Source organism: Phyllobacterium sp. 0TCS1.6A (assembly GCF_026420825.1).
GTDB lineage: Bacteria > Pseudomonadota > Alphaproteobacteria > Rhizobiales > Rhizobiaceae > Phyllobacterium.
The window spans coordinates 211,472-231,278 of the sequence record NZ_JAPMAB010000005.1; the positions used below are offsets into that span (position 1 = coordinate 211,472).

At 59.9% G+C, this 19,807-nt stretch carries 23 protein-coding genes and 1 pseudogene; 13 read left to right on the plus strand and 11 right to left on the minus strand.

From position 1 onward, the window contains the following. Positions 1 to 20 precede the first annotated feature (20 nt). Genes OSJ75_RS13320 through OSJ75_RS13340 form a run of 5 tightly spaced genes read left to right on the plus strand, consistent with a single transcriptional unit; the run spans position 21 to position 4,434 of the window. The gene (locus OSJ75_RS13320; protein WP_250015033.1) at positions 21 to 794 is read left to right on the plus strand and encodes an amino acid ABC transporter ATP-binding protein; all 774 of its coding nucleotides are present in this window, start codon (positions 21 to 23) and stop codon (positions 792 to 794) included. Between the two features lie 52 nt (positions 795 to 846). After that, positions 847 to 1,605, plus strand: coding sequence for an HpcH/HpaI aldolase family protein (locus tag OSJ75_RS13325; protein ID WP_267228409.1), 759 nt, complete (start codon positions 847 to 849; stop codon positions 1,603 to 1,605). Then, positions 1,602 to 2,015 carry a DUF3830 family protein gene (locus tag OSJ75_RS13330; protein ID WP_256473325.1) on the plus strand — a complete coding sequence of 138 codons (414 nt, stop codon included), beginning with the start codon at positions 1,602 to 1,604 and terminating at the stop codon, positions 2,013 to 2,015. The genes OSJ75_RS13325 and OSJ75_RS13330 overlap by 4 nt, the downstream gene beginning before the upstream one ends. A gap of 30 nt (positions 2,016 to 2,045) precedes the next feature. Next, positions 2,046 to 3,455: a dihydropyrimidinase gene (hydA, locus tag OSJ75_RS13335; protein WP_267228410.1), complete on the plus strand. Its 1,410-nt coding sequence runs from the start codon at positions 2,046 to 2,048 to the stop codon at positions 3,453 to 3,455. A gap of 40 nt (positions 3,456 to 3,495) precedes the next feature. Continuing rightward, on the plus strand, positions 3,496 to 4,434 hold the full coding sequence (locus OSJ75_RS13340) for a dihydrodipicolinate synthase family protein (protein ID WP_267228411.1): 939 nt from the start codon (positions 3,496 to 3,498) through the stop codon (positions 4,432 to 4,434). Positions 4,435 to 4,462: 28 nt separating this feature from the next. Here the strand turns inward: OSJ75_RS13340 and OSJ75_RS13345 are convergent, their stop codons facing one another. The 4 genes and pseudogenes from OSJ75_RS13345 to OSJ75_RS13360 all read right to left on the minus strand — a co-directional run bounded on the left by OSJ75_RS13345 (position 4,463) and on the right by OSJ75_RS13360 (position 8,011). Continuing rightward, a complete protein-coding gene (locus OSJ75_RS13345) occupies positions 4,463 to 5,740 on the minus strand; it encodes a cysteine desulfurase-like protein (protein WP_267228467.1) in 1,278 nt (425 codons plus the stop codon). Between the two features lie 24 nt (positions 5,741 to 5,764). After that, positions 5,765 to 6,490 (minus strand): amino acid ABC transporter ATP-binding protein, encoded by a 726-nt coding sequence (locus OSJ75_RS13350; RefSeq protein ID WP_323748401.1) that lies wholly within the window; start codon positions 6,488 to 6,490, stop codon positions 5,765 to 5,767. After that, a complete protein-coding gene (locus OSJ75_RS13355) occupies positions 6,490 to 7,161 on the minus strand; it encodes an amino acid ABC transporter permease (RefSeq protein WP_267228412.1) in 672 nt (223 codons plus the stop codon). Before OSJ75_RS13355 ends, OSJ75_RS13350 begins: the two co-directional genes overlap by 1 nt. A 56-nt stretch (positions 7,162 to 7,217) precedes the next feature. Next, a pseudogene (locus OSJ75_RS13360) lies at positions 7,218 to 8,011 on the minus strand (ABC transporter substrate-binding protein). Positions 8,012 to 8,172: 161 nt separating this feature from the next. On the opposite strand from OSJ75_RS13360, the gene OSJ75_RS13365 reads away from it, so the two are divergent. After that, positions 8,173 to 8,862 (plus strand): FadR/GntR family transcriptional regulator, encoded by a 690-nt coding sequence (locus OSJ75_RS13365; protein WP_267228413.1) that lies wholly within the window; start codon positions 8,173 to 8,175, stop codon positions 8,860 to 8,862. A 132-nt stretch (positions 8,863 to 8,994) separates the two neighbouring features. On the opposite strand, the gene OSJ75_RS13370 is transcribed toward OSJ75_RS13365, so the two are convergent. Beyond that, on the minus strand, positions 8,995 to 9,390 hold the full coding sequence (locus tag OSJ75_RS13370; RefSeq protein ID WP_267228414.1) for a RidA family protein: 396 nt from the start codon (positions 9,388 to 9,390) through the stop codon (positions 8,995 to 8,997). A gap of 130 nt (positions 9,391 to 9,520) precedes the next feature. Between OSJ75_RS13370 and OSJ75_RS13375 the strand changes: the two genes are divergently transcribed. From OSJ75_RS13375 to OSJ75_RS13405, 7 genes are all read left to right on the plus strand, one after another. Then, a complete protein-coding gene (locus OSJ75_RS13375) occupies positions 9,521 to 10,816 on the plus strand; it encodes an amino acid deaminase (protein ID WP_267228415.1) in 1,296 nt (431 codons plus the stop codon). A gap of 9 nt (positions 10,817 to 10,825) precedes the next feature. After that, positions 10,826 to 11,494, plus strand: coding sequence for an amino acid ABC transporter permease (locus OSJ75_RS13380; RefSeq protein WP_267228416.1), 669 nt, complete (start codon positions 10,826 to 10,828; stop codon positions 11,492 to 11,494). A 9-nt stretch (positions 11,495 to 11,503) separates the two neighbouring features. Further along, positions 11,504 to 12,154 (plus strand): amino acid ABC transporter permease, encoded by a 651-nt coding sequence (locus tag OSJ75_RS13385; protein WP_250015012.1) that lies wholly within the window; start codon positions 11,504 to 11,506, stop codon positions 12,152 to 12,154. Continuing rightward, positions 12,141 to 12,872 carry an amino acid ABC transporter ATP-binding protein gene (locus OSJ75_RS13390; protein WP_267228417.1) on the plus strand — a complete coding sequence of 244 codons (732 nt, stop codon included), beginning with the start codon at positions 12,141 to 12,143 and terminating at the stop codon, positions 12,870 to 12,872. The genes OSJ75_RS13385 and OSJ75_RS13390 overlap by 14 nt, the downstream gene beginning before the upstream one ends. A 39-nt stretch (positions 12,873 to 12,911) precedes the next feature. Then, positions 12,912 to 13,691, plus strand: coding sequence for a transporter substrate-binding domain-containing protein (locus OSJ75_RS13395; protein WP_250015007.1), 780 nt, complete (start codon positions 12,912 to 12,914; stop codon positions 13,689 to 13,691). 93 nt (positions 13,692 to 13,784) lie between these two features. Next, on the plus strand, positions 13,785 to 14,792 hold the full coding sequence (locus OSJ75_RS13400) for a succinylglutamate desuccinylase/aspartoacylase family protein (protein ID WP_267228418.1): 1,008 nt from the start codon (positions 13,785 to 13,787) through the stop codon (positions 14,790 to 14,792). Between the two features lie 14 nt (positions 14,793 to 14,806). Continuing rightward, complete coding sequence (locus OSJ75_RS13405; protein ID WP_267228419.1) at positions 14,807 to 15,928, plus strand: LacI family DNA-binding transcriptional regulator; 1,122 nt, start codon at positions 14,807 to 14,809, stop codon at positions 15,926 to 15,928. A gap of 69 nt (positions 15,929 to 15,997) precedes the next feature. Here the strand turns inward: OSJ75_RS13405 and OSJ75_RS13410 are convergent, their stop codons facing one another. The 6 genes from OSJ75_RS13410 to OSJ75_RS13435 all read right to left on the minus strand — a co-directional run bounded on the left by OSJ75_RS13410 (position 15,998) and on the right by OSJ75_RS13435 (position 19,807). After that, positions 15,998 to 16,429, minus strand: coding sequence for a DUF5086 domain-containing protein (locus tag OSJ75_RS13410; RefSeq protein WP_267228420.1), 432 nt, complete (start codon positions 16,427 to 16,429; stop codon positions 15,998 to 16,000). 45 nt (positions 16,430 to 16,474) lie between these two features. Further along, positions 16,475 to 17,239, minus strand: a complete 765-nt coding sequence (locus tag OSJ75_RS13415) for an SDR family NAD(P)-dependent oxidoreductase (protein WP_267228421.1) — start codon at positions 17,237 to 17,239, stop codon at positions 16,475 to 16,477. Further along, positions 17,217 to 17,714, minus strand: coding sequence for a 2,4'-dihydroxyacetophenone dioxygenase family protein (locus OSJ75_RS13420; protein WP_267228422.1), 498 nt, complete (start codon positions 17,712 to 17,714; stop codon positions 17,217 to 17,219). Before OSJ75_RS13420 ends, OSJ75_RS13415 begins: the two co-directional genes overlap by 23 nt. 62 nt (positions 17,715 to 17,776) lie before the next feature. After that, positions 17,777 to 18,238: a heme-degrading domain-containing protein gene (locus OSJ75_RS13425; protein WP_267228423.1), complete on the minus strand. Its 462-nt coding sequence runs from the start codon at positions 18,236 to 18,238 to the stop codon at positions 17,777 to 17,779. Positions 18,239 to 18,268: 30 nt separating this feature from the next. Continuing rightward, positions 18,269 to 19,018 (minus strand): ribonuclease activity regulator RraA, encoded by a 750-nt coding sequence (locus OSJ75_RS13430; RefSeq protein ID WP_250014995.1) that lies wholly within the window; start codon positions 19,016 to 19,018, stop codon positions 18,269 to 18,271. 33 nt (positions 19,019 to 19,051) lie between these two features. Beyond that, a complete protein-coding gene (locus OSJ75_RS13435) occupies positions 19,052 to 19,807 on the minus strand; it encodes an SDR family NAD(P)-dependent oxidoreductase (protein ID WP_267228424.1) in 756 nt (251 codons plus the stop codon).

Sequence of the window (19,807 nt, forward strand, 5' to 3'; positions counted from 1 at the left end):
TTCAGAAAGGCAGGTTTGCGATGAACTCCGTTACTCGACCCGAAAGCCCGGTGATAACCGACCGCTACGCCTTGCGCATGGAAGCCGTCTACAAGCGCTATGGTGATTTTACCGCGCTGACGGAAGTGGACCTGACGGTGGAAAAGGGCGAGCGTATCGTCATATGCGGACCCTCCGGCTCCGGAAAATCCACGCTGATCCGCTGTATCAATCACATCGAGAAGCATGATGACGGCCTGATTTTCGTCAATGGTATCGAACTGCAGCATGACGCCCGTTCGATTGATCGGGTGCGGCGCGAGACAGGAATGGTCTTCCAAAGCTTCAATCTGTTTCCGCACATGACCATTCTGGAAAACTGCGTTCTTGCGCCGATGTCGGCGCATGGTCTGTCTCGCAAGGATGCCGAGCTTCGTGCACACGCGCTGCTCGAGCGCGTTCACATCGCGGACCAGGCCGGCAAGTTTCCCGCACAGCTCTCCGGTGGCCAGCAGCAGCGCGTGGCTATCGCCCGCGCCCTGTGCATGCAGCCGAAGGTCATGCTGTTCGACGAGCCCACCTCGGCCCTCGATCCTGAAATGGTCAAGGAAGTGCTGGAAACGATGAAGGCCCTTGTGGGTGACGGCATGACGATGATCTGTGTGACGCATGAAATGGGCTTTGCCCGCGAGGTCGCCGACCGTGTCGTGTTCATGGACAAGGGACGCATCATCGAACAGGCGCCGCCGGAACAGTTCTTCACCGCGCCGCAGAGCGAACGGGCCCGTCATTTCCTTGATCAGATCATCCACTAATGGCGGGCTGCGTCCGCATTCTTGCAATGAAGCATTTGACGGGGAAAAGCAGATGAGTGTAGCGCTCGGCATGGCCGCCTGCGTGTTTCGAAGCGTTGAGATCCTGGCGGTTGCCCGCGAGGCGGGCTTCGATTTCCTGGTCGCCGACATGGAACATGGCGCCATGTCTCTCGGCGAGGTGGCGACCCTTTGCGTTACGGGCCGCATGTCTGGTTTTCCCGTTCATGTGCGGGTGCCGAAGGGATCTTCCGACCACCTCACGCGGGCCGCAGATTGCGGCGCCCAGGCCATCATCGTCCCGCATGTCGATAGTCTGGCCGAGGCGCGAGCGATCGTCGACAGGCTGAGGTTTCCGCCGAAAGGCAACCGGTCGCTGCCGAGCCCGGTGATCGCAGCGTCTTTCCGGCCGATACCGGCAACGGATCTGATCGAGGCTTGCGAGCGCGAGTTCAGGATTTACGCAATGATCGAAAGCGCGCAGGCGCTGGCGGACGTCGAGGACATTGGCGCAATCGATGGCCTGGACGGACTGATCATTGGTTCGCAGGATCTTGCCCAGTCCCTCGGCCATACCGCCGATCTCACGCACCCGGAGGTCATCGGCGCTTTTGCGCGGGTGGCTGCGGCCGCCTCAAGGGGAGGCAAGGAGTTCGGGGTCATGGGCGTGCCGGCCGCGTTGCTGTCCTCGCATGCCATCTCGCTCGGCGCCGGATTGATCGTCGCAACCAACGAAATCAACCTGCTGACCGACGCAGCGACCGACTGCGCCAGAGCGACCCGACATCTGTTGGAACAAGGAAGAATATCTTGACCGAATTGAAGATCACCATTGCCGGAGAGGTGTTTCCCGCCCGGCTGGAAATGGAAAAGGCGCCCGCCACTTGCGGGAGTTTCCTGTCCCGATTGCCGTTTGCCGAACGCGTCATTCATGTGCGCTGGAGCGGGCAGGGGGTCTGGATGCCGCTGGGCGACATGAATTTCGATGTTCCCTTCGAGAACGCCACGAGCTATCCGTCGCCCGGTGAAATCATTCTTTATCCCGGCGGCGTCAGTGAAACGGAAATTCTGCTGGCCTATGGCCGGGTCAATTTCGCCAGCATGGCGGGGCAGCTCGCCGGCAACCACTTTCTGACGATCATTGAAGGGCAGGAACGCCTGATCAACATCGGAACCAAGGTTTTGTGGGAAGGCGCCCAATCGATTGCCTTCGAACGCATCTGAGTAAACTGGATAGACAACGGGGAGTGTGCCATGAGCGAATTGGATCTTGCGATCCGCGGCGGGACGATCGTCACTGCGAGCGACATGTACAGGGGCGACGTCGGTATTGCCGATGGCCGGATCGTCGCCATCTCGAACGAGATCACCGGTGCGCGGCAGGAGATCGATGCCGAAGGCCTCTGGGTCATGCCCGGGGGCATCGACAGTCACGTGCATATCGCCCAGGATTCCGGGCCCGATATCGTTATGGCGGATGACTTCGCTTCCGCGACCGCCTCGGCGGCGGCAGGGGGCAATTCCACCGTCATGTCCTTCGCGCTGCAGAAGCGCGGCCAGTCGCTGCGGCAATCTGTCGAGGACTACCGCAAGCTGGCGGAGAACCAGTGTTTCGTCGATACGAGTTTTCATCTCATCATTTCCGATCCGACGCCAGCGGTGCTCGGCCAGGAACTGCCGGCACTGGTCAAAGATGGATATACCTCGTTCAAGGTCTTCATGACCTATGACGACCTCGTGCTCAACGATCGCGAACTGCTGGCCGTCTTCGACGTTGCGCGACGCGAGAAAGCACTCGTCATGGTCCATTGCGAGGGCTACGATACCATCCGCTTCCTGGCCGAACGCCTGGAACAGGAGGGCAAGGTTGCGCCGTTCTACCATGCCGTCTCGCGCCCTGAAGTCGTCGAGCGCGAAGCTGCGCATCGCGCGATCAGCCATGCACAACTGGTCGATGTCCCGATCATGATCGTCCATGTCTCGGGCGCCGAGGCCATGGAACAGGTTCGTTGGGCACAGCAGCGGGGTCTCAAGGTCTATGCCGAGACCTGCCCGCAATACATTACGCTTACCGCGGAAGACCTCGATGGGCTCGATATGGAGGGCGCCAAATATGTGTGCTCGCCGCCACCTCGCGATGTGATGAGCCAGAAGGCGATCTGGGAAGGCCTGTCGCAGGGCGTGTTCCAGACATTTTCATCGGATCATTGCCCCTTTCGATACGATTCACCGCAAGGCAAGCTCAATCCCAAGGCCCGGTCCTCGTTCCGCTGGGTGCCGAATGGCATACCCGGTGTAGAGACGCGGCTGCCCATCCTGTTTTCGGAAGGCATATCGAAAGGGCGGATCACGCCACAGGCTTTCGTTGCTCTGTCGGCGACCAACCATGCACGCATGTATGGGCTCTATCCGCGCAAGGGCTCGATCGGCATTGGTTTTGACGCCGACATTTGCCTTTGGGATCCGAACCGCAAGGAGACGCTGCGACAGGAGATCCTGCATCACGGCGCAGACTACACCCCGTGGGAAGGTTTCGAGGTCAAGGGCTGGCCGGTTGCTACCTTTGTCCGTGGCAAACTCGTCTACCGCGATGGACAGGTGCTTGGAGAACCGGGCCATGGTCAGATTATCTCGCGCGGTGTCAGCGAATATGTGGGCAACTGACATGCCGGACATCCAATGCCAGGAAAGTACAGGAAGCGCCATGGTGCAGACAGCGGAACGAAGCCACGCGTTCGGTGGCGTGTTTGCCTCGACCATATGCCCGATGATCGGCGACGGTGAGATTGACACGGACCAACTCGCAGCGCACCTGGCGTTCGTATCCGGCACGGATGGGATGCGAGGTCTGCTCGTCAATGGCCATGCCGGCGAAAATCTGGCGCTCGACCGGGCCGAGAGTGTGCTCGTCATCGAAACGGCGAAGGCGGTGTGCGGCGACAGCCTGGTCGTTGCCGGGATCAATTGCGAGCGCACCGACATCGCTGCTGCAATGGCTGCGGATGCCGCCCGCGCCGGGGCCGACGCGGTGATGGTGTTTCCACCATTTTCATGGGCGCTTGGCGCCGACGAGCGTCTGGTGGTGGAGCATCATCGCGCGGTTGCGCAGGCAAGTGGTCTGCCGCTGTTCCTGTTCCAGGGTTCGGTCAGTGCCGGCAAGACGGCGTTCTCCGAGAGGGTTTTGGCGCGACTGCTGGAAATCGAGAGCGTCGTGGGAATAAAGGAAGGAAGCTGGGAAACCGCCGCCTATGACGCCACACGAAGGCTTTCCCGGCAGTTGCGGCCGGATGTCGCTGTCATGGCATCGGGCGACGAGCACCTCTTTCCCTGCTTTGCGATCGGAAGCGAAGGGAGCCTTGTCAGCCTTGCAGCGGTGGTTCCCGAGATGATCGTTGAACTCGATCGAGCCGTCATCCGGGGAGATCTTTCGACCGGCCGCCAGATTCACGACCGGCTTTACCGTCTCGGGCGTACGATCTACGGTGCGCCGGGTCATCTCGCGGCTCTGAGGATCAAGACTTGCCTTCAGATTCTCGGCCGGCTCCAGTCTGTCACGTCGAGAATACCCATAGCGGTGCTCGATCCCGCCGAGAGGGCCGCGCTTGCTGACGCACTTGACGCTGCAGGCGTTCTAAACGGATGAATTGAGCCGGCCTCAATGTAGCGGCTTCTCATCCGGCACGATGGAGTTCCGTATTTGTCCCGTCGCCGGTAGACAGGATGCGATCCAGCGCAGCGGTCAGACGGTCTACCTCCTCGAGGGTGTTATAGTGCACCATCGAAACGCGCAGCACGCCGCCCCGATCTGTAATATCCAGGTATTCGGCGAGACGGCGGGAGTGGAAATCGCCGAACCGAACGGCGATCTTCTCTTCATCGATCGCTTTGCAGATTTCAGCTGCATCACGCCCGTCGAAGCGGAACGAAATGGTTGCCACGCGCTGGCTATCGCGGTTGAACGGCTGCCCAATTATCCGACAGTCGTTGCGTGATCGCAGATAGGAGAGCAGCCTTTCTGTGAGCGCATCTTCCTGCCGCGTGATCGCTTCGAAGGCGCCTTCGATCTTCTCGCGAGTGCCGCCAGTTTTCCCGAGGCGGGAGCCGAGCTCGCACAGATAATCGACAATACCGCAGGTCGAATAGGCCAGTTCGTAGTTCGGGTTTCCGGGTTCGAGCTTGCCGGGCACTTTATCCTTGCCGTAGAAGTAGTGATAGAGAGTGTCGAGCTGCAGCAGCAAGTCGTATCTGCCATACATTACAGCGTAGTGCGGGCCGAACGTCTTGTAGAGGCTGAAGACATAGTAGTCAGCGTCAAAAGCCTGGACGTCAATTGCCCTGTGCGGCGCATAGGCCACGGCATCGACGCACAGTTTGATGCCGCGCGCGTGGACAAAGTCGGCGATCTTACGGATCGGATTGATCGAGCCAAGAATGTTCGACGCATGGGTGATGCAGACCATTTTGGTCCGCTCGCTGAGCAGGGGCTCAAGATCGGCGATATCCAGTGCCAGCGTCTGCACATTTAACGGCCAGATCTTGAGAATTACGCCCGCAGCCTGCAGCCTATCCCATGGCCCGATGTTGGATTCGTGATCGCTGACCGTCACGACGATTTCGTCCCCCGGTGCCAGTTGGCTTGCCATTGCACGCGCGAGATTCTGTAGAAGTGCCGTCGTGGAGTTGCCGAACACGATTTCTTCCGGCCGGTGCGCGTTGACGAGATACATGGCCGCCATACGCGCCTCATGAAGCGCCTTGGCCGCATCCTGGGAAACGGCGTAGGAACCGCCGATCTGCACGTTCTTCCCTATCAAGAACGTGTTTATGCGCTCCAATGCCCCTTTGAGGATCTGCGATCCGCCGGCGTTGTCGAAGAAGGTCCAGCCGCGATCAAGACCGGGAAACTGGCTGCGCACAAAGTCGAGGTCCAATTGTGCATTGGTCATGATGATATCCTTTGATCTGCCTGTTTTTCAATGATTGAGAACGGCGCGCAAAAAGCCGCGTGTCCGTTCTTGCCGGGGCGTGTCGAAAATCTGTGCGGGCGGTCCCTCTTCGACGATACGCCCACCGTCCATGAAGATAACCCGGTCAGCAACTTGCCGGGCAAAGCCCATTTCGTGGGTCACTACCACCATGGTCACACCGCTACCCGCCAGCGTGCGCATGACATCGACCATCTCCGGGTCGAGCGCAGATGTCGGTTCGTCGAACAGGAGCACTTTCGGCTCCATGGCCAGGGCGCGGGCGATTGCAACGCGCTGCTGCTGGCCGCCGGACAATTGAGCCGGGAACTTCTCCGCCTGCTCGGAAATGCCAACACGCGCGAGCAGGTCACGTGCTTTTTGCTCCGCGGCTGCCGGCATCGTTCCACGTACGCGCATTGGCGCCAGCATCACGTTGCTCAGCACCGTCATATGCGGGAAGAGATTGAACGACTGAAACACCATGCCAACCTCGGCCCGGACTTTGGCAAGGGCGACACCCTGCTCGACCTTGATGCCGTCCACCGTGATGGTGCTATCTGGATCAAAGGGTTCAAGGCGGTTGATACAGCGAATTAGCGTCGATTTGCCGGAACCGGATGGCCCGATGACGCAAACTACCTCTCCTTCTGCGATATCGAGATCGATGCCGTGCAGTACGGTATAGTCACCGAAGGCCTTCTTAAGCCCGCGAATGGAAATCAGGGCGGCCATCATCGTTTCCCCCGGCTGAAATGCTTCTCGAGTTTCGCGACAATTGTGACCATGGGCCAGAGCAGCATCACGTATAAGATCGCAGCCCCAATGAGCGGGGTGGGATTGGCTGCCAGCGCCTGGGCCTGCGTTGCCTGTTTAAGGAGGTCCGGCATAGCGACGACGGAGGCGAGGGCGGTGTCCTTGAGCACGTTAATGCAATTGTTGGTGAGCGGTGGGATAACGATGCGGATTGCCTGCGGCAGAATGACATCGACCATCGTATGTCGGTTGGAGAGGCCAAGCGCGGCAGATGCCTCAAACTGCCCGTGCGGAATTGCCTCGATGCCGGCGCGGAATATCTCTGCGGTGTAGGCGGCCGAAACCAGGCTGAGGGCGGTCACCGCCGACAGAAACGGTGACAGGCGTATGCCCACGAAGGGCAGCGCATAATAGACGATAATCAGCAGAACCAGCAGTGGTATCGACCGGAAGATGTCGACATAGATGCGAATGAGAACCTGGCCGAGAGCCGGCACATAGAGCCGCGCAACGGCGAGAAACAGGCCGGCGGCGAGGCCGCATAGAATGCTGGTGATGCCAATCTGGAGAGTTACGACCAGCCCCCATAGCAGTTGGGGCAGGCTGTCGAGCAGGACCCCGACATTGAAGAAGGTGTTAATCAGATTCATGCCGATCCGGCTCCGGGTGACCCGGCGAGGCAGTCGCGCCCCGCCTGAGCGTGACGTTACTTGGCGACGGGCATATCCAGCACGACGACGGAGGACGTGGTGTCTTCTGCCTTGGCGCCGAACCAGGTCTCGTGCAGCTTTGCGATGAAGCCCTCACCCTTCAGGGTCGTGATGACATCGTTGACCTCTTTGGCGAGAGGGTCACCCTTGTTGAACATCATCGAATATTTTTCACCGGTTGGAATACGCTCAACCACCTTCAGGTCAGGCTTGTCCTTGACGTAGTACAGCAGCGCCGGAATATCGCTGATATAGCCGTCCACCCGCCCCGCAACCAGATCGAGCATGGAGAGAGACCCTCGAAGCGGCGAATCTCGCCAAGCTTGAGGCTGTCCTTCTGACTCTCCACCCACATGTCGCCCGTCGAGCCGGTATCGACGCCAACGGTCTTGCCCTCCATGCCCTTGAGCCCGGCTATGCCCGAAGCCGCCGTGACCGTGAGCGACTGATCGCTGTCATAGTACGGCTGCGCAAATGTCACCGATTGCAGGCGTTTGTCGGTAATGGTGATCGAAGAGATCGCGATATTGATGCGGCCTGACTGGACGGCTGAAAACAGGCCATTGAACGGCGTGTTGACAAATTCTACCGTCTTGCCAAGACGCTTTGCGACCTCGTTCACCAGATCGACCTCGAAGCCGACGACCTTCCCGCCTGCATCCTGAAATTCCCACGGGACATTGCCGATATTGGCGCCGACGGTGAGGTCGGCAGCCTCCGCAGTCATCGCGCCGACGACGGCGAAAATAGCCGAAAGAAATGTTGTCTTGAATGTGGATTCGCGTGCCATGAGTTCCCCTTGATTTTTCAACGCGACTTCATTAATTCTGGTTTCCGGTCGAACCGGTCGGACCAGTTTAGCCAGAACAACACGACTCCTTCGGATTTGCAAGAGTCGCCTTGAAAAAATAGATTGGGCCTATTGCTGGCCGACGGGGGATAAAAGTGCGCATGCTGAACAAGACGCTTGTCCCACAATCGGTGGCGCGTGAAATCCAGACGATGATCAACAGCGGAGCCCTGAAAACAGGGGAAAAGATTCCGTCGCAACGGGAATTTTCGCAAAAATTTGGCATTAGTCGGGCCTCGCTTCGGGAAGCATTGCTCACTTTGGAAACGCTAGGCCTCCTCAAGACCGAGCCCGGCCGCGGCACGTTCGTCGTGGGTCATCCCGACGGCGCTTCCGGCGACATTGCACCCTGGCGTTATTCCGACAGTTATCCCGTCTTCGACGTGTTTCAGACCCGTATCCTGCTGGAAGGGGAAATCGCGCGGCTCTCGGCTGGCCGGCTCACCCAACGCCAGCTGGAAAAACTGGAGGAGGCGACGCGAACCATGGAAGATTGCTGGGCCCGACAGGATCTTCTGACCAATGTTGACGCGGATCTCGAGTTCCACGGCATTATCGTCTCGGCCTGTGCGAACGCGATGCTGCGGGCGCTCTATGAGACGGTGCGCGACCAGGTGACAGAAACGCAACGTCAGCCGATTCCCATGACAGATCAGGAACGCATGAAGGCATCGATCGCCGAGCACCGACGCATCATTGCGGCGCTGGCGACGAATAATGGCGCGAAAGCCAAATTCGAGATGGAGACCCACATACGGAACACCGCCCAATGCGCAGGGCTGCAACCGTAAGCGGGCGTAGATCCCCAAGTCAGGGTGGACCAGCGCCTATCCTGAAGGAGCAGGGGCTATCCGGCGCCCAGAAACGATGGGAACCGCGGTTCGATCTTATCAAGGCGCTGAAGCCGCTCACGCTTTTGCATGCTATCTCTGCGGTTTGTAGGCAATCACGTCCATTTCCACCTTGACGTCGACCATCATCGGAGACTGGACGGTGGAACGCGCCGGTGGGTGATCGATGAAGTATTTCTGGAACACGGCGTTAAAGCTAGAGAAATCGCGCGCGTCGTCGAGCCAGACATTGACCTTGACGACGTCGGCCAATGTGCAATCGGCAAGCGCCAGCACGTCTATGAGATTTGCGATAACCTGTTCCGTTTGCGCAACGATATTGCCGACGATGACTTCGCCGTCAACCGTGGGGACCTGGCCAGAAACATAGACGAAATCGCCAGCGCGGACGGCTTTGGCGAAAGGGCGCCTTTGCCCGCCCGCCTGGGCATCGGCGACGGCATAGCGGATCAGTTCTCTATCGGTCATGTCAATGTTCCTTTCGCTATCACAATGGACTTCGCTCTTCCGATCTGGTCGGCAACGCACATCGGATTTTACCCTCAGCACTGAAAAAATCGGATGACAACGTTACCATCAGATGTTACCAGCAATGTCAATGACAACGATACCATCGGAATCAATGCAGCCCAATTCGCCCATTCGGCAGGCATCCGGCGATAGACCGGAATGTGGTGCCCAAACCAATGCCATCGGCGCCAATCCTGCGGATGGTTCGCTTCTACTGCCGCTCTTGACTGTCGATCTGGCGACTTATCGCAGCAATCGCGACCATTTTCTGAGGCTTGCATCTGCCTATGGGGCAAAGGTGGCGCCGCATGCAAAGACCCCGATGTGTCCGGAGATTGCGATCGATCTTGTCGGCGCCGGAGCATGGGGCGCAACTGTCGCCGACCTCTTCCAGGCGGAGGTGCTGCTTGGAGCAGGCGTGACGAACGTCCTCATCGCCAACCAGATCGGTGGCGTGGCATCCGCTCGGCGTTTGCGTGTGCTCGCCGACGCATTTCCGCACGCCGAAATCGCCTGCTGCGTCGATTCCGAACAGGCGGCGGCCAATCTCGTGCAGGCTTTCGCGGGTCGCGCGGGCGATCCGTTCAAGGTCTTCGTTGAAGTTGGCGCCGGCCGAACCGGTGCCCGCACGAAGGATGTTGCCGCCGAGATCGTCGAGACCCTTTCGACGGGGGCGGAAATCATGCTGGCCGGCGTATCGACCTATGAAGGCTCGGTTGTCGGAGCAACGTCTGACGTACTCGATGCGAATATGGGCGCTCTGTTCGATCTTGTTGCCGAGACTTTCGCCATCATCCGGCGGAAGCATCCCGAGCGCGCGCTGGTCATTTCGGCCGGTGGCTCTATCCATTTCGATCGCGTCATCGCAGCCCTTGCCCCCGTATGCGATGCCGATGGCAATGCCACGCTGCTGCTTCGGAGCGGGGCGATATTCTTCGCCGACCACGGCGTCTATAAGCGCGGATTCGAATCCATTGACGCTCGCAGGCTGCTGATGCCAGATGGTTTTGCCTTCATCGCCTCCAAGGCTTTCAAGCCTGCCATGCGTATCTGGGCAGAGGTAATTTCCGTTCCGGAATCAGGGCTGGCGATCGTCGGCATGGGGATGCGGGACGTGTCATTCGACCAGGATCTGCCCGTGGCGCTCAGCCTTTACCGGGATGGCCGAATGATCGAGGCTGACCTCGCCTCATCCATCAAGGTCAGCAAGCTCAATGATCAGCACGCATTCGTGACCTTCGGGAACGACGCCGAGCTGGCGATCGGGGATGTCATGGAGTTCGGCATTTCGCATCCCTGCACCTGCTTTGACCGCTGGCGCGTCTTCTACGGAATCGATGCGTCGGGCCGGATCGAGCGATCCTATCGAACCTTCTTTCACTAGGACCGGCCGATGCCTAATTTCAATTTTCGCCCGCTCTGGCGCTACTCGGACCAATTCATCGATGGCGTTCTGACGACGCTGTTGCTGACGGTCTCTGCGACGATGATCGGGCTCATCATGGGGATTATCGGTGCGATCGTGCTGCGCGGCGGGCCGAAACCCGCCCGCATCGCCGTACGCACCTATATCGAGATCATCCGCAACACGCCGGCATTGCTGCAGATATTCATCATCTTTTTCGTCCCCCCGACCATCGGCCTGAAGTTCTCGCCGATCCAGGCTTCGATCGTGGCCTTGTCCATCTATTTCGGCGCCTATGCCAGCGAGATCCTGCGATCCGGACTGAATTCCATTCCGGCCAGCCAGATCGAGGCGGGTCTGTGCCTCGGCCTTACCCGCTGGCAGGTTCTGTCGCGGATCGTACTGCCTCCGGCAATCCGCAACATCTATCCGTCGATCACGTCGCAATTCGTGCTGTTGTTGCTTGGCACCTCGATCGCCTCGCAGGTTTCTGCCGATGAGTTGTTCCATGCGGCAGGCTTTATCGACAGTCGCACCTATCGCAGCTTTGAAGTCTATGCGCTGACTTGCGGCATCTATTTCACTCTCGTTGTTCTCTCCAAGATTGCCTTCGCGCTTGTCGGGCGGGCAGCCTTCCGCTGGCCAACGCGCCGATAGGTCCAGACCATGCGTCAGTTCTCCTTCTCCGACCTGCTTTTTCTCGCAACCGCGCTCGAATGGACTTTCCTCATGGCAGCGATCGCGCTTGCCTTTGGAGTGCCCGTGGGGCTCGCACTTGCTCTGGCGCGGACCAGCGGATCCGCGGTTTTGCGCACTGTCGCCACGGCGTTGATCGAACTCATCCAGGGCATCCCGCTCCTGGGCCTGCTGATGTTCTTCTATTTCGGCATTCCGGTGCTTGTCGGCAAAGATGTGCCAACCGTCGTTGCGGTCGGTGCCGCGTATACGATCTATACCGCGGTCTTTCTCGGCGACATCTGGCGCGGTGGCATTCAGGCCGTGCGTCAGGCGCAGTGGGAGGCGGGCGCCTGCCTCGGCCTTTCCTGGCTACAGCAATTCGTCCATATCATTGCTCCGCAGGCGTTTCGTATCGCGCTGCCGGCGACGGTCGGGTTCCTGGTTCAGCTTATCAAGAACACCTCGCTCGCTTCCGTCGTCGGCCTGGTCGAACTGGCCCGTGCCGGGCAGATGATCAGCGCCGGGACCTTTCAGCCGCTTCTCGTCTACACGCTGGTGGCGGCAATCTACTTCACCATCTGTTTCCCACTGACCACCTGGTCCCGGACCCTGGAGGCGCGGCTCAATGGCGCTCGTTGAAATCAAGAATGTTCGTAAGAACTACGGAACGCTGGAAGTTCTCAAGGGCGTTTCGCTCGATGTCGAGAAAGGTGAGATCGTCACCATTATCGGGCGCAGCGGATCGGGAAAGAGCACGCTTCTGAGATGTATCAATGCGCTCGAAACGATCAATTCGGGTGAGATACTGCTCGAAGGGCAATCGGTTTCCGCTAAAATGGACGGCCTCAGACAGATGCGACAGAAGGTTGGCATCGTTTTCCAGGCCTTCAATCTCTTCCCCCATATGACGATCGAAAAGAACGTCACGCTTGCACCGATCCTGACCGGAAAGACCGACAAGCAGGGGGCACGGAAACTGGCCCTGTCGGTTCTCGAGCGCGTCGGCCTTGCCGACAAGCTGAAGGCATATCCGGAGCAGCTTTCGGGCGGGCAGCAGCAGCGGGTCGCCATTGCCCGCTGCCTGGCAATGTCGCCTCATCTGATGCTGTTCGACGAAGTAACCTCGGCACTCGATCCGGAACTGGTCGGTGAAGTGCTCAAGGTGATGGAGGAAATGGCAGCTCAGGGCATGACCATGGTTCTCGTCACCCACGAGATGAACTTTGCCCGCAATGTCGCGACGAAGCTGGTCTTCATGCACCAGGGTCGCGTCTGGGAGCAGGGCGACCCCAAGACGCTTTTCGCCAATCCGCAAACGCCGGAACTCAAGAGTTTCATCGGTCACCACGCACGGTAACCGGTGGAGAAAATCCAATCGCAACAAAAGGGGAATGACATGAAACTGTTCAAGCGCATCATTGCCGCGGCCACCATCGCCGCGGCGCTTGCTACGCCCGCTCTGGCTGACACGCTGGCCGACATCACATCAAATGGCAAGCTCCGCGTCGGCGTCCTGCTCGATGCCGCACCTTGGGGCTACAAGGATGCGGAAGGCAACGACACCGGGCTCGATGTCGAGCTGGCGCGCATGATGGCCAAGGATCTCAATGCGGAGCTTGAGATGGTCCCGCTGACCGGCGCAAGCCGTGTTCCAAGCCTGCTCGCCGACAAGGTCGACGTTCTCATCGCTGCTGCCGGTGCGACGCCGGAGCGCGCCCAGCAGGTCATGTTCTCCCAGCCTTACGCTGCCGTCAGCCTTGGCGTTTTCGGCGGCAAGGGAGAGAAGATAGAAGATGTCTCGGGCCTCGCGGGCAAGCAGATTGCCGTTGCCAAGGGGTCGACCCTCGATACGTGGCTGACGGACAATGCGCCAGAGGCAGAACTCGTTCGTTTTGAAGACACCCCATCCGCCATCGCCGCATTCCTGGCCGGACAGGCGGAGTATTTTGCCGAAAACAGCGCGATTGCAGTCAAGGTGGCAGACGACAATCCCGGAAAGAACGTTGCCATTGCCTATCGCATCCGCTTGTCGCCGGCCCATATCGGCGTGAAGCAGGGCGAACAAAATTTCCTGAACTGGATCAATACTTTCTTGTTCTTCCATAACATGAATGGCGATCTCGCCAAGCTGCAGATGACGTTCTTCAAGGAAGAGCAGACCCTTCCGCATATGTGATACGAATGCGTCCGGGACCCGCCGGCCAGCGGGTCCCATCCAGATTGAGATTGATACGCGCCCGACAAAACCGACGCGACCATAAGGTGTTTCATGCATACCGGACTATTCCATTCGATCGACTTCAACGCCGAGGGCAAGCAGTTCGGCTGGCTATCGGCGCCGTTCTCCGTCGATCGTTCCCCATATTTTCACGTCCGGACCCCCATCTGCACGATCCGGAACGGTGATGGCCCCTCGGTGTTGCTGATGGCTGGAAACCACGGCGACGAATATGAGGGAGAGATAAACCTCAAGCGCCTTATTCACAGCGTCCAACCAGCCGATATCAAGGGCAGGTTGACGATCATCCCATTCGCAAACATGCCGGCAGTGATGTCCGCACGCCGCTGCTCGCCGCTGGACGGCGGCAATCTCAATCGTGCCTTTCCGGGCAGCATGGAGGGCAACCCGACGAGCCGCATGGCGAATTTTCTCGAGCGTGAACTCTTCCCCGGTTATGATATCGTTTTCGATATGCATTCGGGCGGAACCTCGATGGCGCATCTGCCGACGGGCCTCATCGAGGAGTGCGAGGACGAAGCGCGCCACGCCAAGGCGGTGTCGCTGCTCAACGCACTCGGCATGCCCTATGCCTTCATCGCCAGGAATGGCATCGATGCGCCGACATCGATGGCGGCGGCGGCCAGGGCCGGTGCGATCGGGATCAGCGGCGAGTTCGGCGGTGGCGGCAGTGTGACGCCCGATACCATGTCGATCACGGCACTTGCGATCAACAACCTCCTCCATGCCTCGGGTTTGACATCGAAGCCTCTTCTGCCCAGCAGTTCCCGGTCGCAGAAGACCCGGTTGCTCGGTCTCAATTCCCATGACCAGGCGATCTATGCCACACGGACCGGATGGTTCGAACCGGCGGTGGATGTCGGCAGCGAAGTCGACGCCGGCGATGTCGCGGGCTGGTACCACAATTTCGAACAGCTTTCGGAAGTTGAAGAAGAGCTGCGGTTTGCAGTTTCCGGCATAGTGATTTCCAGACGCCTGCACACGCAGAGCCAGAACGGCGATTGCCTGATTCAGGTGGGCAGACTAATCAACGATTGATGGTGCAATGCACGATGGGGCAAGACAGGGCGCATATGGCCAACGGGGCAGCTAACGAAACCGGCAGCTTCATCTATGACGAGGTGGTGCGTATTCCGGCCGGGCCGCAAAAGGCGGCCCCTGGCCTTGCCGAGGACGGTGCCTCGCTCGAAACTGCCAGCATCGGCGATGTTGCCCGTCTTGCCGGCGTTGCGCCCATCACGGTGTCCAGGGCACTGCGCAACCCGGACAAGGTGAGCGCTGAAAAACGCTCCCGGATTCAGGCAGCGGTGGAACGTACCGGATACAGGGTCAATCCTTTCGCCAGCGCCTTGAGAAGCGGTCGTTCCAATGTGGTGATGGCCTTCGCATCCAATATGTTCAGCGAGCAGTTCGCGCTCGCTCTTCATGCTTGCGCGAATGTGCTCGAGGAGGCCGGTTATCTTTTCCTGGTCGGCCAGACGTCCTATTCCTACGACCGGGAGACGGCGGCGATCCGGTCGCTGCAGGCCCTCAAGCCTGCGGCTGTCATGTTCACCGGCGTCATCGAACTTGAGCAGAACCGTGAAACGCTTCGGAATCTCGGTATTCCGATCATGGAGACATGGGCGCTCCCGCGGGACCCGATCGACATGCTCGTCGGCTTTTCCAATACGGAGGCCGGACGCCTGGCGGCAGAGGCTCTGGCCGAGGGTGGATATAAAAAGGTCGGTTTTATCGGCCGCAGGGGAGGGCGTGGTGCCCTCCGCCTCAAGGGTTTTCGTGATGGCTGCAGGGATCTCGGGCTCGAATTCGTCGGGGAATTCCTCAGTGATGAGGTCGTCGGCCCCTCGGACGGGCGCCGCTGCCTGTCCGCACTCCTGGAAAGCGGAGCGAGCGTGGACGCGGTCTTCTGCGCGAATGATCTGCTCGCATTGGGGACGCTGATGGAAGCGCGGCGCAGGAAGCGTTCCATCCCCGAGGATTTCGGTGTGATCGGTTTCGGCGAGAGCGATATTGCCGCTGAAATACCGCCGGGCCTGACGACTGTCGGGATAGATAGCGCCCAATTGGGAAGGATCGCCGGCGAAATGCTGTTGGATCGTCTGTCGAAGGGCGAAGTCGCGGCCCCGATCAGGCGCCTGGATTTATTGGTCACGCACCGCGGCAGCATCTAGACCCATTTATCGTTTGAATATTTAGGCAGGGTCCCTCGCTCGATTCTGATCGAGAGCCTTGCCGGGCCGCTATTCCGTTGCTGGCGGCAGTTTTTTGATGCAGCTCAGAATGTCCGTATCGCAAACGGGCACTTCGGACCGTGTTGCCGGCTCATCGAGCCAGCGATGATATGCGCTGCGAATTTCCACGTCCTTGTAATTGTAGATTTTCGCGTTCTTGTCGATGCGGCTCGCTTCCAGCGCTTTCGGGGTGACGGCCATATGAGAGGCCAGTTCGTTGAACTGCCAGACCTTCCAGTTCTTTTGCCGTTCAATGACGCGCACATGATAATAGGGGTCATCCGGACGCTCCGGCCGAACCTTGTAGACATCGGCCCACCGGACCAACTTAGGTGAGACGGACAGGATCATGCTTTCCTGTTGCTCCTGGGCCGAAGCCGAACCGGCCGCGAGAACGCCAGGAAATGTCAGCAACGCAACGAATCTCAAAGCTTTCGGCATTCATTTCCTTTGCATCAATCGTCGCCTCCCTTGGCAGGCCTGTTTTCAGGAGACGGCGTAACCACCGTCGACCGGGATGACCGTGCCGGTGATGAACGCAGCGTGCGGACTTGCGAGGAAGAGCGCAAGGCCCTGCAGATCTTCCGGCATGCCCCAGCGTGCCATCGGCGTTCGCGCCAGGATCGGCCCGGCCCGTGCGGGATCGTCCTGTAGCGCCTTGGTCAGCGGCGTTGCTATCCACCCCGGTGCGATGGCGTTCACCCGCACGCCCCTTGGGGCATAGGCGATCGCCAGGGACTTGGTGAGCTGGGCGATGCCGCCCTTGGAGGCGGAATAGCCGGGTACCAGCCCGCCACCGAAGAAGCTCAGCATGGAGGCGACATTGATGATGCAACCGCTATTTGCCGCCAGCCGGTCGAGCGATGCCTCGCTGACGCGCATCGTGCCGTTCAGGTTGATGTCGACGACCGTGTCGAAGACTTCCGGATCACGCTCCTGTCCCCGGCGGATGATGCCGGCGCAATTGACGACGACGTCGAGGTCGTCGAGTGTCGCGATGAAGGCCCGGGTGGCATCATTGGACCGTACATCCAGAACGCCGTAGCGTATCGCGCCGGAGGGATCGTTGCTTCGTGCCTCGGCGCATTCGGCGTCCGTGACGCCGGTGGCGTGAACGATTGCCCCGGCGTCACGAAAGCATTCGGCGATGGCCCCGCCGATGCCGCCGGTGCCTCCGGTCACGAGGACCGAGCGACCTTCCATCCAGCCGCGTGCCCACGCGGCGGTGTCAGCGGATGAACTGATCGACATAGTCCGCCCCCAGTCCGACCTCTTCATAATGTGCGCGACACATGTCGATCTTGGTGAAGACGTCTTCGTAGCCTATCTGCTTGTTGTCCTTGTCGAGATAAACCATGCAGCCCGAAATATTGAAGAAGGTGATCATCTCGGCGCAATCTTCGGGGACATTCAGCGTGTGGATCTCGCCGGGCGGCTCGAACACGAACGAACCTTCCTCCGCCATCCAGTCATGCTCGAAATAGTGCCATTTGCCCTTCATCACCATGCCGAAGACCGGCGCTGGGTGCACATGCCGGGACAGGATACCCGAGCGCGTCACCTTCAGCAGGTTGCACCATTGCCCGGTCAGCGTGTTGAGAAACATTGGCCGGAAGAAGACGTCCGGCGCCTGAGGTACCCACACGCGCGGATCGTCCGGTATGGCCTTGATGGCGATTTCAGTCGAGGCGAGCTCGTGAGTCGAGCCCTTCATGAACTTGTACATGTTCGTAACCTTTCTTCAGGCTGTCCCAGTCACTTACCGCCGCTGCAAAAGGGGTAGCGGCTTCATGCGAGATTTTCCAGCGATCGCATGGCCAAGGCGTGGTCCTCCACATCCGGCAGGCCGCTGATGGCGACGGTGCCGACGATCCCCACATTTCGAATGCGAACGGGAACCCCGCCACCGCTGGCTGCGAAGTCCGCGGCAGGAAGACGATAGCGGGCGTGGAAGTCCGTGCCATTGCGTTCGCAGAGCAGGCGCATGTAGAGCGAGCTGCGGTTGAACCGTTCGACCACCGCCCGCTTCCGACGCACCCAAGCCAGGTTGTCGGGAGAGGCTCCGGGCAGCAGCGCGGAAAAGATGGCGGTGCCGTGGTGGCTGATCTCAATGGCGATCGGCAAGCTCCCTGCCGCGGCCGTCTCACGAATGGCGCAGCCGAGACGCCATGCCAGTTCATAGTCGAAGCCGGCAAGCTGGTGGGCGTCCTCTTCGGCTATCAGCTCTTCGATTGTCGGTGCCGTTGCCATGGTGATGTCGTTTCCTTGCACATGTGTTGGTCAGTCGGCCGGCTGGGCATTGCGCCAGGCGACATACTCATCCTGTACCCCTTCCGTGAGCGGGTAGTATTTGCGCAGATCGCCGCCCTGCGACAGGCGGAACCGGGCGAACTCCTCCCATTCGGCATGCTCACTAGACCGCGCAATCACTTCGGCTGCAAGCGCGACCGGTACGACGATCACCCCGTCATCATCGGCGACGATGATGTCGCCGGGCATGACGAGAACCCCGCCGCACGCCACCGGCACGTTGACCGCGAAGGGGATCAGCCCTGTCTGCGCATGGTAGTTGGGTGTCACTCCTCGCACCCAGATGCCGAGATCGAGTTCCTTGGCCTTGGCGGAATCGCGGATGCAGCCGTCGACGACGATGCCCGCGCCGCCGCGGCCGGCCAGGAAAGTCAGCATCATCTCGCCGAAGATACCGCTCGCCATGTCGCCGCGGGCGTCGACGACCACCATGTCGCCGGTCTGGGCCGGATAGAGGACGTGGCGATGCAGCTGCAGTTCGGGGTTGTCGTATTCGTTGGAGCCGTAGAGGTCCTCCCGCTTCGGCATACATTGCAGCGTCAGCGCAGGGCCCGCGACCGAGCGGCCATGTTTCAGGGGGAGCGGACCGCGGATCTGCGGATCGCGGATTCCCATGAGGCTCAGTTCGCTGCTGGCGGTGGCGGTGCCGATGACAGCCAGAGCGTCGCACAGCTCGCGGGCCGGACGGGTGATGTCGTTGATATCTGCGGGAGACTGCATGTTATGTACCTCGATGTAGGGATTTGGCGGCGTTCAAACCCAGCCGCCGTCGATGATATAGTTCTGGCTGGTGATCACCCGGGCGTCGTCGGATGCCAGGAAGAGAGCGAGCTTGGCGACATCTGCCGGCATCAGCCGTTGCTTGAGAGCCTGGCGCTCCTGCCGCATGGCGTCAGCCTCCGGTGTCAGCCAGAGATCCAGCTGCCGCTGCGTCATGATCCAGCCCGGCGAGATGGCGTTGACCCGGATGTTGAACGGGCCAAAATCCCGGGCGAGCGACCGGATGAGGCCGATTACCGCGGATTTGGAGGCGGTATAGAGCGCCATGCCACCAAATCCTGCCATCCAGGAGATCGAGCTCATGCAGATGATCGCGCCGCCGCCTGCCGCCTTCATGTCGGGCAGAACGGCCTGCGACGCGAAGAACTGGTGTTTGAAGTTGGTGGCGATGCGGTCGTCGAAATAGGCCTCGGTCACCTCTTCCGTCGCATGGCGCTCGTCATGTGCGGCGTTGTTGACGAGTACGGTGATGGGGCCCAGCTCAGCCCTGACAGTTTCGATGCCGGCGCGCAGCTTTTCCGTATCGCGCAGGTCGAGGGGCACGAAGCGAGCCTGACGACCTTGCGCCGTCAGTGTATCGGCCAGAGCTGTGCCAGCCGCCTCGTCCCGATCCAGAAAGCCGACCTTGGCTCCCTGCTCGGCGAAAGCTTCGACCAGCGCTGCGCCGATACCGCTTGCGCCCCCGGTGATCAGTACCGTCTTTCCCTTCAGGTCCGGATAGATAGCCAT